Genomic DNA, 12,826 nt, shown 5'->3' with positions numbered 1-12,826 from the left:
AATATTTTATGATCAAATTTATCCAAAACTCACGTTCTATTAGGGTTTTTAGCATTTTGCTATCAATCTCTATGCTTACAATGTCTTTTTCTTCAAAAAGTGTTGAACAAGTAAAACTCGCTTCAGGAACTGTGATCTCAGTTGAAAATTCAACCGAAATCAATTCAGCTAATTTAATCGCTGGTCAAACACTCGACTTTTTTGTAGTTGACGATGTAAAGGTAAATGGTAAAACAGTGGTTAGAAGAGGTGCTAGGGCAAAAGCTCAGGTTACTAGAGTAAACAAAGCTAAAGGTCTTGGTAAGGAAGGATCTGTTGAAGTTGAAATCAAAACTGTAGAAGCAGTAGATGGTACTGAAGTAAGGCTTACAAATGCCAAAGTGTACGAAGAAGGAGAAGACAAACAAACTGCAGCAATTTTACTTGGCGTGCTTGTATGTATTTTGTTTCTGACTAAAAAGGGTAAAGATGCTGTAATTCCTCCAGGGTTTTCGGTAGATGGAAGAGTCGCACAAGATGTTCAAATCTCAGTAGAATAAGAAAAAACGAAAGTACATTAATTAAAGCCTATCACGATTGTGATGGGCTTTTTTTATTTTTTTAGATGACTTTTATCAGTTTTGGAAATAATTGTAGTCATCATAATTGGGTCAACTTCTTGGCATTTTTGTATCGTCATCGATTTGAGAAAAAATGTCACACCAACCAAGCCTTCTGCAGAAATACAATGTACCAGCACCTCGCTACACCTCCTATCCTACTGTTCCACTTTGGGCAGATGATATGAATGAGTTGAAATGGAAAAAACTGGTCAAAATCGCATATGAAGATTTTGGAGATTCTGAAGGCATTACACTTTATATCCACATGCCCTATTGTGAAAGTTTGTGCACCTACTGTGGCTGCAACAAGCGCATTACAAAGAATCATGCAGTCGAGACACCCTATATCGAAAGTGTAATTAAAGAATGGGAAATATACCTTTCTCTTTTTGAGACCCAACCAAAACTAGCAGGAATACACCTTGGTGGTGGAACGCCAACTTTCTTTTCTCCATCATCTCTTAAGAGAATGTTGGGGTCTATTCTTGGTACTTCCGAATTGATGAAAGAGGCTGAACTGAGTTTTGAAGGACATCCCAACAATACGACAAGAGACCATTTACAAACACTTTTTGATCTGGGGTTTCGTCGTGTCAGCTATGGAATTCAGGATTTCAACATAGATGTACAAAAGGCCATTCACAGAATTCAGCCTTTGGAAAAGGTAAAAGAAGCCACTGACATCGCGAGAGAAATTGGCTATGAATCTGTGAATTTTGATTTAATCTATGGGCTTCCACATCAGAACATTGCTACGATTGAGGACACGTTCGAAAAAGTCTCTTCTTTGAAGCCTGACCGTATTGCCTTTTACAGCTATGCCCACTTGCCCTCCGCTTTTCCAGCCCAAAAGAGTTTCGAACAATATCTTCCCAAAGAAGAAGAAAAAAGAGCTCTTTATGAAAAAGGCAAGCAAATCCTTTCTGAAATAGGTTATCTCGAGGTAGGCATGGATCATTTTGCCCTTGAGAATGATCCACTTTATCAAGCCAAAGAAAATAAAACCCTACATCGGAATTTTATGGGCTACACTACCTCCCCCTCCAAAATATTGATCGGGTTGGGAAATAGCTCAATTTCTGACATCTACTATGCTTATGGTCAAAATGTCAAAGATATCAATTTATACAAAGAGCAGATTGGTTTAACGCATTTGCCTTTGACAAAAGGACACGCTATGAGTTCAGAGGATATTGCTACGAGAGATTTGATTTTGAATCTGATTTGTAATCAGGTTGCTGAATGGGACGCTACGTTTTATCATGATATCAGTCCAAGCAACTTAGAAAAACTAACCACATTCCAAAAAGAAGGCTTGATTCAATTTGATGCCTCTGGTATCGAAATATTAGAACTGGGTCTTCCTTTTGTGAGGAATATCTGCACCGCCTTTGACCTAAGAATGCAAGAAAAAACAGAGAGGCAGTTTGTTTTTAGTAAGGCGATTTGAGGAGAGAAGATTGGAAGATTTAAAAATTGGAAGGTTTGAAGGTTGGGAATTTGGAAGGTTTTTGGGGTGGCGAGATTTGTTATTTGATTGGAAGATTGGAAGATTGGAAGATTTAAAAATTGAAAGGTTGGAAAGTTGGAAGGTTGGAAAGTTGGAAGGTTTTTGGGGTGGCCAGATTCGTTGATTAAGTTGAATTGTTGATTGGGTTAAAAGTTTAAAAGGTTTTAAGGTTGTGAAGTTTATTAGTTTAATCGCTTGATTCTTTTGATGATTCCAAATTTAAAATTCTCGTCTCTTGCTTCTCGTCTCTAATTCTTGGTTCTTGGCTCTTACTTCTTAGCTCTAAAAATCTAGCATCTCTTCTTACTCGCACATTGTAATCTCTATCTTCTCAGTTCCGTAGTCAAAAACATGAAGCTTTGGACTGATATAATGAATCCCTAAGCCTAATCCGCGGACGATGAAAAGAATACCGATAAACATCGCCAAGTATGGTAAAGCATTTGTGAGTTTCGTTCGGATTTTAATCGATAAGATCTTTCCTGATACCATCACCGCGATCAACATGGGGATAGTTCCCATCCCAAAGAAGAACATGTAAATAGCGCCATTCAATGGGTTTTGCAAAGCTAATGATGCGATCAATGCGATGTATACCATTCCACAAGGAAGTAGTCCATTGAGGAGGCCTGAAGCAAAAAATGCTGCGCTCCCACCCTTTTTCAAAAAGTATCCTAAGGAAGATTTTAATTTGTAAACTGCTCCAAATAAGCCTGATTGGGTAATGACTCTTTCGGCTCTTTTGTAGAAAAAAGCCATCAGCAAAATCAATGCTCCCATGCCAATAGATATCCATTGCTGAATTCCAGCCAAAGCTAAGGAAAAGCCGACCATTCCGATGATGGCTCCTAAGATAGAATAAGTGAGTGTTCGGCCGAGATTATAGATGATTTTATTGCGCAGAAATGGGGCATTGTCTTTTGCTGAAATAGCCAAAGCAATAGGTCCGCACATTCCAAGACAATGGAATGAACCCAAGAAACCCAATAAAAACGCAGTCCAAATCATTTAAATATTGATTTTTTTCTCTTCGTAGTACGCAACGCCATTTTCCTCCCAAGTCAATTTCACCTTCCAATATCCAGCCTTCAAGTCCTTTACATCAATATAATTTTCTTCTACATTGAGCAGTTGGAAGTCAATTTTTTGATCTAATCTAGCATCAGATGGTCTGAATAAATGCACCGTTCCTTTGGATCCCACCGGAAGATTCATTACAACTCTTTTGAGTTGTGTGTTGTAAGCCAACACTTCATAATCCAAGTTATGGGCATTGACGATTTTATCAATTTGATCCTGATATTTGATTTCCTCTTCGTAGTAATTTTGAGTTACTAAATGGATATCATCTTGCTTCACACAGATGGTAACCAATCCTGCCATAAACAAGACAAAGACCGCAATTACGATAACTATTCCTTTTCCCCAGTCCATTATATTTTCTTTAGGTATGCTCTATTCTTTTGAAATTGGCCCTACGAAACTCGTTTTGATTTTATCAATCACTTCTCCATTTTGAAGGAGTAAAAGCACCACATCATCTTGGTTTACGCTGACCATTTTTTGATCTTTGACGATGAAGAATCTCCCGTCAAACTTCGATTGACCGGCTAAGGTCCAATTCTGATCTCCAACCACCTCTACTTGGTAGGAAGGGTCTTCAGCTTGTAGTTCCACCAACTGCTGATCGAAAGTTTTATTGATAAATGACATTTCGTAAAGATTACTAATTTCACCTGTATCTCTAGCTTGGTAAGTCATTCCTCTGAATCTCGTGACTGTCGCTCCAAGATCATCTCTTGTAGCAATCAAGGCTACAAAAGCACCCATTAAAATCACTAAGAGTACAGAGTAAATTTTCACCCTTGTAGTTAGTAGTTTTTGGGTTTGTTTCAGCACACTATTATCCGAAGCGTATCGAATCAAGCCAGTAGGCCTATCTACTTTGATCATGACATCGTCACATACATCGATACAAGCGGTACAATTGACACATTCCATCTGTACACCATTTCTGATATCAATTCCGGTGGGACAAACTTGCACGCATAGGCTACAGTCCACGCAATCTCCTTTTGGAGTTTCTTCAATCTTGTTTTTTCTGATCATTCCCCTTGGCTCTCCCCTCACATGATCATAAGTCACATTGATCGAGTTGGCATCGAGGAGTACACCTTGCAATCTTCCGTAAGGACAGACTACAATACAAGCTTGTTCTCTAAACCATGAAAACACAAACAAAAAGATTCCAGTAAAAGCCATCAATCCTATAAACCCAGACAAATGTGCTGCTGGGGGTTGACTGACTATTTCAATCACTTGATCCACCCCTATCAAATAAGCCATGACAGTGTGTGAGATCAAAAGAGAGATGAAGGTGAATATTGTCAATTTCAAACCCTTCTTCCAGATTTTCTCTGAAGTCCAGGGCAATGCATTGAGTTTGCGCTGCTGATTGGCGTCGCCTTCTATCCAATATTCGATTTTTCTAAATACCATTTCCATAAACAAAGTTTGTGGACAGGCCCATCCGCAGAAGACTCTTCCAAAAACTGCTGTAAATAGAATGATAAAAACAAAGAAAATGAGTAGCAAGAAGATTAGTAAATGCGTGTCTTGAGGCCAAAAAGCTGCCCCAAAGATGATAAACTTCCTCTCGAAAATGTTGAACAGCATATAAGGTCTCCCGCCTACTTGGATAAATGGCCCAGCAAACAAGATTGCTAGTAAAACCCAAGATAAGTAGGTTCTCCAACGGTAAAATTTACCAGACACCTTTTTAGGGTAAACCCAGTTCCTTTTACCATCCTCTTTCATTGTCCCCAAAGAATCTCTAAAGCTATTAGGGTCGAAAACCTCTTTTTTGCTACTCATTTCCTTCTATTTAAATTTAACTCTCCACTTCCTCGACTGGAACTAATCCCAGTTCATCATCCCCTATTGCATCTAGAGGACTCTCGATAGCAGGTTCATATTTCTCCCCTTCAGGTGCTTTCGGATTAGCAGGTGTGGTTCCTTGTAGAGTCAGGATATAGCTGGAAACATTCTGCATTTCTTCGGGACTCAACTGGTCTTGCCAAGGAATCATTCCCTTTTCAATAACGCCATATTTGACTACTTTGAAAATATCAGCTATTCCACCACCATGGATCCAATATTCGTCTGTCATATTTGGGCCGATTCCACCTCCCCCGTCACTTGCATGGCAAGCAACACAGTTGGTGTCGTAAATCGCCTTTCCAGAATTGATGGCAGGTGTAGAAGAATCAAATACAACAGAGTTTTCATCTAGAGAACTTAATGCCAACAACTTGTACTCTTCGGCTTGTATTGCTGCTATTTGCAACTCTTCTTGATATTCTTCGATCTGTGTTTGACCTAAACCTAATACTTGATAATAGGTAAAGTAAACCACAGCAAAAGCAATGGAAAGATAAAATACATTTACCAACCAAGGTGGCATATGATTGTCTAATTCAACAATACCATCGTAGCTGTGATCTAGCATCATCTCTTTCTCTTCTTTTCCACCTACCGGTTTCATTCTTCCGACGATGTATTTCAATTTGAATTCATCCCACCAAGAAGGTTCTGCTGCTCTTTCAGGGCTTTGCTTTTTGAATACGGTCACCATAAATGACATTAAGTAAATCATCAAGACCAGAAGCAAAAGGATCACTCCTAAAACCACTGCCAATATTACCAAGAGGGTTAATTGACTGGTATCCATTTCCTGAAGTTTGGTCACCCAAGAGACTTCACTTGTCTGAGCAAATGCTGATAAAGTAAATGAAAAACTTATCAGCATCGTAAGTAAGAATTTAAACTTTTTCATAGCCGCTGTTCTTTTTTGATTCCTCATCGAAAGGCAAATCTTTCATATGATCAATATAATTTTTGTCTGCTCTGACTACCCAAATAAACATCCCCACAAAGAAGAGCACAAAGATCAACAAGGAGATAATTGGATAGATTTCTATATTCTCTATCGAGTTTAAGATATCTTTTTTCATAGTTCTGTGAATTAAGGGTTAGTAGCTGCTGTCTTCTTGATATCTGTTCCTAATCGCTGTAGATAAGCAATCAGTGCAACAATTTCAGCTTGCGGCATCACTTCTACACCGGCAGACTGAAGGCTTTTCACAATTTGATCTGCTTGAAGCTCCAAGTCTGCATTGGCTTGTTGATCATAATTTTCAGGATAAGGAACACCTAACTTTTGTAAGGTTCTAATCTTCGCTGGTACATCTTCGTGCGCCATTATATTAGTAGCCAACCATGGGTAAGGAGGCATAAGTGACCCTGGAGACATGCTCGAAGGATCAACCATATGGTGATAATGCCAACTGTCTGGATATTTCCCTCCCACTCTATGTAAGTCCGGACCCGTTCGTTTAGATCCCCATAGGAATGGACGGTCATAGACAAATTCACCTGCTTTAGAATATTCTCCGAAACGCTCAGTTTCCGAACGGAAAGGTCTGATCATTTGAGAGTGACAACCCACACAACCATGTGAGATATACAAGTCTCTGCCTTGCAGTTCCAAAGGAGTGTAAGGCTGTACACTTGAAATAGTTGGCACGTTTGATTTTACCAAAATGGTTGGAACAATCTCAATGATACCACCTATTAAGATAGCTACTGTGGCTAATCCTGTGAAGAAAATAGGTTTTCTTTCCCATGCTCTGTGCCAGAACTCTCCTTTTTCTTCAGTGTGAGGTAATAATGCAGGCGCTTCATCAGCTTCTTCAGGTACGAAAGTTCCTTGTTTGGCTGTTTTAAACATGTTGTACACCATCAAGAATACACCTGACAAGTACAATACACCACCGAAAGCTCTCAACATATACATTGGGACAATCTGAACGACTGTTTCCAAGAAATTCGGGTAAACCAATCTACCTGCATCAGAGAATTCTTTCCACATCAATGATTGTGTCAATGCCGCTACGTACATTGGAAGTGCGTAAAACAAGATCCCGATTGTCCCTAACCAAAAGTGAGTAGTCGCTAATTTGGTAGAGAAAAGGTCTGTTTTCCACATTTTTGGCCATAACCAATACAACATTGCAAAGGTAAAGAAACCATTCCAACCCAAACCGCCAATGTGGACGTGCGCTACAATCCAATCTGTATAGTGAGCAATGGCATTTACATTTTTCAGAGAAAGTAAAGGCCCTTCAAAAGTTGCCATACCATAGGCCGTCACTGCTACGACCATAAATTTCAAAACTGGGTCAACTCGTACTTTATCCCAAGCACCTCTTAAAGTCAAAAGGCCATTGACCATCCCACCCCAAGAAGGAGCAATCAACATGATGGAAAATACAACTCCAAGAATCTGAGCCCACTCTGGTAATGCCGTATAAAGCAAATGGTGAGGTCCTGCCCAGATGTATAAGAAAATCAAGGACCAAAAGTGAATAATTGAGAGTTTGTAAGAATATACCGGTCTATTTGCTGCTTTTGGAAGGTAATAATACATCAATCCAAGGAATGGTGTAGTCAAGAAAAATGCCACCGCATTGTGTCCATACCACCACTGAACCAAGGCATCTTGTACTCCTGCATAAGCAGAGTAACTTTTGAAGAAAGAAACAGGCAGTGCCAATGAATTGAAAATATGAAGGACTGCGACTGTCACGAAAGAAGCGAGATAAAACCAAATCGCTACATACATGTGCTTTTCTCTTCTTTTGATCAATGCACCAATCATGTTCGCACCGAAAGCAACCCACACGATAGCGATCAAGATATCAATCGGCCATTCCAATTCTGCATATTCCTTTGAACTAGTCAATCCCAAAGGGAGTGTCACTGCTGCCAAAAGAATAATCAATTGCCATCCCCAGAAGTGAAACCAGCTGAGTGCTTTGCTAAACATGGGCGTTTTGAGCAATCTTGGCATAGAATAATAAACCCCAGCGAAAATCGCATTTCCCACAAAGGCAAAGATTACCGCATTGGTGTGCAGCGGTCTAATTCTCCCGAATGTGGTGTAGGGATTCCCTAAGTTGGCCTCGGGCAAAAACAGCTGGGTGGCTGCTAATACACCGACCAACATCCCGACGATACCCCAAGCAATGGTGGCTACGCCGAAGTATTTTACGATTTTGTTGTCGTAACTGAACTGTTCCAATGTTGTTCCTGACATACTTACTTAGATTTAGTTGATGGTACTTTTTTATCTTTGGTTACTGTTTTGTTTTCGAATAGAATTCTAATCGCGGGTGTATGATTGTCATCAAACTGCCCTCCTTTGACTGCCCTGAAAAACAGGAAAAGAAATGATCCTGCTAATACAAGGCTGATTGCTATCAATATGAATATTACTTCCATGGTTACCAGATTTTATCTTTGAGACCTCTTTTGTATGCCAAATAGTTGGTCGTGAATGTGGTGAATAAGACCACTGAAATACTGCTAATCGGCATCAGAATGGCGCAGAAAACCGGACTTACCAATCCTTGCACCGCAAAGAATACTCCGACAGCATTGTATGTAAAGCTGAGTCCAAAACTCGCTTTGATGATGTTTCTACTAGATTTTGTGAAAGCCATGAATGCAGGTAATTTTTCCATCACCGAAGCATCCATAATAGCATCTGAGGCAGGAGAAAAATTGGTTACCTTATCTGTCACAGCTATCCCCACTTGGCTTTCCCTCAGGGCTCCAGCATCATTTAAGCCATCCCCTATCATTAGGGTATTTGCTCCTTTACTATTGAGTTTGTTGATGTAGGCTAGCTTATCACTTGGCCCTTGATTGAAATTCATATTCACACCATCACCAAAAACATCTTTCAGGTTAGCCCTTTCGTGGTCTTGATCACCAGAGAGGAAATGAACTTTATTTTCTTCTTGAATCTTTGAGACGACTTCTCTAATGCCATTTCTCAATCCACTTTGAATAAAGAAATAACCAAAAACAACATCTTCTACTGCATAGAAAACAACATTACCTCCAAAGGACCTTACTGACTCTTCCGCCCCGACAAAAGACGCAGAACCAAGTTTGATTTCTTGATTTTTGTAAAAACACGTTAAACCTTGACCAGCAACTTCGCGAATAGCATCAATTTTTACAGCTTGAATTCCATCTAGCCAAGCATTAATTCTATTGCTCAGGGCATGTGTCGACTGAGATACCATTCCTTTGATTATGGCCTTCGTTTCTAGAGAAAGCTTTTCTCCAACATATTCAACAGACGCATTTTGAGTTGAAGTTAAAGTTCCAGTTTTATCGAAGATCACAGTATCTATCTTTGCCATCTTTTCGATGGTATTGGAATTTTTGAGGTAAAATTTCCCTTGCCCAAAAACTCTTAGCGTATTTCCTAAAGTAAATGGTGTGGACATCGCCAAAGCACAAGGACAGGTGATAATCAGCACTGAAGTAAAAGTCAGGACCCCAAGACTCACCTGACCTTGGTAGGCCCAAAAAGCCAAAGCCGAAAATGCAATTAAGAGTACTGTAAAGGTGAATTTACCTGAAATTTTATTTGCTAAAGATTCTAAGCTGTCCGTCCTATCTTTCTCAAAAACATCATTGTTCCAGAGGTCTGTCAAGTATCCTTGAGAAGGTGACTTTTGTACCGCAAGCACAAGTGCATTCCCTTTTTGCCTCCCGCCTGCATAGATCAGCTCTCCCCTCTTCTTTGCCACCGGCACTTCTTCACCAGTCACAAAACTGTAATCAATATAAGCTTCCCCTTCTAAGAGAATGCTGTCTGATGGAATTAACTCCTCGTTACGCACTTTAATGATGTCACCAACATGCAGTTTGATCAAAGGAATTACTATTTCCTCCTCTCGAACCAATTTGGTCACAGCAACTGGAAAATAAGATTTGTAATCTCTGTCAAATGATAGTGTGTCGAATGTTTTCTGTTGATAGAATTTCCCAATTAATAGAAAAAACAATAGCCCACCCAACGTATCCATATAACCTTCATTTCCCAATAAGAAAATGTCGTAGAGACTGTAGAAAAACAAGGTGATGATACCCAAAGCAATAGGCACATCCATATTGATAGCCTTATTTTTTATAGAAAGCCAAGCAGATTTATAATAATCTGTAGCTGCATAAAAAAAGACTGGTAATGCCAACATCACATTCAGGTAATTGAATGTCTTTTTAAATTCTTCACCAAGCAGCTCAGCTTCAGCAAAGTACTCAGGAAGGCTGAAAAGCATCATATTGCCAAAACAGAAACCTGCTAAAGCCAATTTATAAATCAGTTTTCTATCCGTAACCTGATCACTTTTTTTATCGATATCCGATAGATTGAGTGTTGGTTCATATCCGATCTTTGAAAGCAGTTTGACAACCTCTTTGAGGTTAATTTGATCTTGATTGAATTTGACCTGAACCTTCTTTTTAATAAAATCTACTCTACCAGAGATGATTCCGCTGTGGAGTTTATGAAGATTTTCTAGGAGCCAGATACAGGAAGCACAATGAATCAAAGGAATTGTAAAAGTGATGTGTGTTTCCTCTTGATTTTGGAAGTCAATCAATTTTCTGATAATATCGGCATCATCAAGGTAATCGAATCTATTGTCTTTGGATTTTGAGTTTTTTTGATTCGTCCCAGGGCTATCTGCAAGGTCGTAATAATTGCAAAGATCATTCTCATTCAATACTTCGTACACAAGCTTACAGCCTGTACAGCAGAAATCTTTATCTTCAAGATGAATGATTTCTTCTGTGCAAGTTTCCCCACAATGGAAACAGTTAGCCCTTGCCTTGGAGGTATCTACTTTGTTAATCTTTGTCATAATGCTGGGATTCTAAAATAGTGAATAACTAGGAAACATCATATTTTGAATTCTGTCAAAACGACAAATAAAATGAAAGCCGATTGTACCACATCCCACCTTTATAGAAGTGGAATAGCACTTTAGCCAAATCCGCCTGATTGTTTTTAGAAGTGACTAAAAGTGTGCATTGGTGCTTTACTGCATAAGACCAGAAGTCACCTATTCTGGAGAAATTAAACTTTATAAAGGAAGTTTCGAAGGTCGCATTGCTCACTGCTTGAATGATATCCTGTTCTTCTCTTTGTTTTGATTTCGGGATAAATGAAGGTGAAATAATGGTCGCTTTACTGCCTTTGATTGTATCCTTAAAAAGGTGTATAAAATTTAAGATCAAGTCTGCCGAAGCCGGTGTACCATCATAATGAAACAGCAAATGCTCCATTGTTAATTCTTGATCAAACAACAAGACAGGTGTTTTGCATGGATTTTTTTCTAATCCTTTCGGAATCTCCATTCCATGAAGCCAGTCTAAAACTTCAGGCAAATGCGCCGTAAAAAGGCTTGGAAATTGATTGGGAGTACACATGAGACTTCCTTTCCCTTCTGAAAGATCTTTGGGGAAATTATTTGGCAATGAACTGCAGTAATGCTTTGCAATCAGTTCAGCTGGTATCAAAAACTCAGAATCTGTTTCCACTTTCATTCGCACATCGTTTTGTAATAGATATCACAAATCTAAGGCTGAAGAATGCGCATTAAGGTGATATAAAAAAGGTGAAAATATGATTAAAGTCAGCTTTTGGTAAAGGATTAATGATTGAAGAGTTTTTTATTCGCTAATATGTAAATAATAGTTTTTTACATTTCTGACATCTGATAAATTGAGAGAATTTAATGAACTGTGAGTTAAATTTTAAGATTGATTCCAATTTGAACGAAACTAATTTAAATTTAAAAAAATCGATAATAAAATATATTTTTTAAAGAATTGAAATTACAGGGTCTAGTCACGGGGTCTACGTATCCCCTACGTTACCCCAACGTTGATACTAGACTGCTACTACTTTGGTACCTAGGGAGCTACTAGCAAGATGTGATTGGAGAGTAGATGTGATTAAGCTAAAAAAGCGCATAAAGATGTATTTTTCCAAAGATCTTTTTTTTGATTAAAGTCGAAGATGGTTTTTTAAGGCTATTTGTATTTTTGGTTAACTAGATATGGATCTCCTTGAAGTAAAGAACAAGTTCAAATTGTGACCTACCCCTGTTCACAGGTATCAATGGTCAATGACATCAGTAGCCCCCAAATAAAGTATTACAATAAGTCACAAATGTTAAGTAAGATCATTTACATGTAAAAAAGTAACTTTTACATTTTGCTATCAGAAGCAAACTAATTATTAATTCTATGTAACTATATAACAAAAAAGACCACCCGAAACAGGTGGTCCTTTAATAAATCTACAGGTTAGGGATCTTTGAATACCTTAATATTGGTATTGTATATTTTTAAGTTGATCTTTCTTTTTAACCACTATTCTCTTGATCATACTAAGAGGATCATCAAGCAATCATATATATTTGTTCTTAAGCAAAAATTTAGCCTAACATTTAATTTTTAAGCCAATTTTTGAATAAAAAACAAAAAAGATTATGTGAAATACATATTCCTCTATAAATATACAGATTAAGAATTCATTAATACCTGATATAGGTATTAACTTTTTATTTAAGTCTAATATTTTATTTAAACCCCAAGTACACTCTGCTTGCTCAAAGAGCACTTGGGGTTTTGTATTGTTTTCTATTTGGTACTTGGCACATCGTACTTGGTACGTTGTACACTCAATTACTTTCTCAACTTCAACTCTGTTCTTCTGTTTTCTTGGTGTTGAGCTTCTGTGCATGTTCCGCAGTCGTGGATAGGCTGGGTCTTGCCGAACCATTCG

General features: G+C 38.4%; 11 protein-coding genes. 2 read left to right on the top strand and 9 right to left on the bottom strand.

The features are described from left to right. Positions 1-8 precede the first annotated feature (8 nt). Complete coding sequence (locus IEV57_RS15900; RefSeq protein ID WP_188444035.1) at positions 9-539, top strand: hypothetical protein; 531 nt, start codon at positions 9-11, stop codon at positions 537-539. Positions 540-693: 154 nt separating this feature from the next. Then, entirely contained in the window at positions 694-2,052 is a 1,359-nt protein-coding gene (gene hemN, locus IEV57_RS15895) for an oxygen-independent coproporphyrinogen III oxidase (RefSeq protein ID WP_188444034.1), read from the top strand. A 363-nt stretch (positions 2,053-2,415) separates the two neighbouring features. On the opposite strand, the gene IEV57_RS15890 is transcribed toward hemN, so the two are convergent. Genes IEV57_RS15890 through IEV57_RS15850 form a run of 9 tightly spaced genes read right to left on the bottom strand, consistent with a single transcriptional unit; the run spans position 2,416 to position 11,580 of the window. Further along, complete coding sequence (locus IEV57_RS15890; RefSeq protein WP_188444033.1) at positions 2,416-3,120, bottom strand: sulfite exporter TauE/SafE family protein; 705 nt, start codon at positions 3,118-3,120, stop codon at positions 2,416-2,418. Further along, positions 3,121-3,546: a FixH family protein gene (locus tag IEV57_RS15885; RefSeq protein WP_188444032.1), complete on the bottom strand. Its 426-nt coding sequence runs from the start codon at positions 3,544-3,546 to the stop codon at positions 3,121-3,123. A 21-nt stretch (positions 3,547-3,567) separates the two neighbouring features. Beyond that, a complete protein-coding gene (ccoG, locus tag IEV57_RS15880; RefSeq protein WP_188444031.1) occupies positions 3,568-4,986 on the bottom strand; it encodes a cytochrome c oxidase accessory protein CcoG in 1,419 nt (472 codons plus the stop codon). A gap of 16 nt (positions 4,987-5,002) precedes the next feature. Beyond that, positions 5,003-5,947 (bottom strand): cbb3-type cytochrome c oxidase N-terminal domain-containing protein, encoded by a 945-nt coding sequence (locus tag IEV57_RS15875; protein WP_229744538.1) that lies wholly within the window; start codon positions 5,945-5,947, stop codon positions 5,003-5,005. Continuing rightward, positions 5,934-6,125 carry a cbb3-type cytochrome c oxidase subunit 3 gene (locus tag IEV57_RS15870; RefSeq protein ID WP_188444030.1) on the bottom strand — a complete coding sequence of 64 codons (192 nt, stop codon included), beginning with the start codon at positions 6,123-6,125 and terminating at the stop codon, positions 5,934-5,936. Before IEV57_RS15870 ends, IEV57_RS15875 begins: the two co-directional genes overlap by 14 nt. Before the next feature lie 11 nt (positions 6,126-6,136). Next, positions 6,137-8,269 (bottom strand): cytochrome-c oxidase, cbb3-type subunit I, encoded by a 2,133-nt coding sequence (gene ccoN, locus IEV57_RS15865; RefSeq protein ID WP_188444029.1) that lies wholly within the window; start codon positions 8,267-8,269, stop codon positions 6,137-6,139. A gap of 2 nt (positions 8,270-8,271) precedes the next feature. After that, on the bottom strand, positions 8,272-8,454 hold the full coding sequence (gene ccoS / locus IEV57_RS15860) for a cbb3-type cytochrome oxidase assembly protein CcoS (protein WP_188444028.1): 183 nt from the start codon (positions 8,452-8,454) through the stop codon (positions 8,272-8,274). A 2-nt stretch (positions 8,455-8,456) separates the two neighbouring features. Beyond that, complete coding sequence (locus IEV57_RS15855; protein ID WP_188444027.1) at positions 8,457-10,895, bottom strand: heavy metal translocating P-type ATPase; 2,439 nt, start codon at positions 10,893-10,895, stop codon at positions 8,457-8,459. Positions 10,896-10,950: 55 nt separating this feature from the next. Continuing rightward, positions 10,951-11,580 carry a hypothetical protein gene (locus IEV57_RS15850; protein WP_188444026.1) on the bottom strand — a complete coding sequence of 210 codons (630 nt, stop codon included), beginning with the start codon at positions 11,578-11,580 and terminating at the stop codon, positions 10,951-10,953. Positions 11,581-12,826: the final 1,246 nt, after the last annotated feature.

The sequence above is a fragment of the Belliella aquatica genome, from assembly GCF_014637795.1.
In the GTDB taxonomy this organism is placed as follows: domain Bacteria; phylum Bacteroidota; class Bacteroidia; order Cytophagales; family Cyclobacteriaceae; genus Belliella; species Belliella aquatica.
The sequence above is the reverse complement of the archived record's forward strand: the minus strand, read 5'-3'. Positions and strand labels throughout refer to the sequence as shown.

Bases quoted from the DNA above. Each gene is read 5' to 3' on its own strand.
- IEV57_RS15900 (WP_188444035.1), top strand. From the start codon at position 9: ATGATCAAATTTATCCAAAACTCACGTTCTATTAGGGTTTTTAGCATT.
- hemN (WP_188444034.1), top strand. From the start codon at position 694: ATGTCACACCAACCAAGCCTTCTGCAGAAATACAATGTACCAGCACCT.
- IEV57_RS15890 (WP_188444033.1), bottom strand. From the start codon at position 3,120: ATGATTTGGACTGCGTTTTTATTGGGTTTCTTGGGTTCATTCCATTGT.
- IEV57_RS15885 (WP_188444032.1), bottom strand. From the start codon at position 3,546: ATGGACTGGGGAAAAGGAATAGTTATCGTAATTGCGGTCTTTGTCTTG.
- ccoG (WP_188444031.1), bottom strand. From the start codon at position 4,986: ATGAGTAGCAAAAAAGAGGTTTTCGACCCTAATAGCTTTAGAGATTCT.
- IEV57_RS15875 (WP_229744538.1), bottom strand. From the start codon at position 5,947: ATGAAAAAGTTTAAATTCTTACTTACGATGCTGATAAGTTTTTCATTT.
- IEV57_RS15870 (WP_188444030.1), bottom strand. From the start codon at position 6,125: ATGAAAAAAGATATCTTAAACTCGATAGAGAATATAGAAATCTATCCA.
- ccoN (WP_188444029.1), bottom strand. From the start codon at position 8,269: ATGTCAGGAACAACATTGGAACAGTTCAGTTACGACAACAAAATCGTA.
- ccoS (WP_188444028.1), bottom strand. From the start codon at position 8,454: ATGGAAGTAATATTCATATTGATAGCAATCAGCCTTGTATTAGCAGGA.
- IEV57_RS15855 (WP_188444027.1), bottom strand. From the start codon at position 10,895: ATGACAAAGATTAACAAAGTAGATACCTCCAAGGCAAGGGCTAACTGT.
- IEV57_RS15850 (WP_188444026.1), bottom strand. From the start codon at position 11,580: ATGAAAGTGGAAACAGATTCTGAGTTTTTGATACCAGCTGAACTGATT.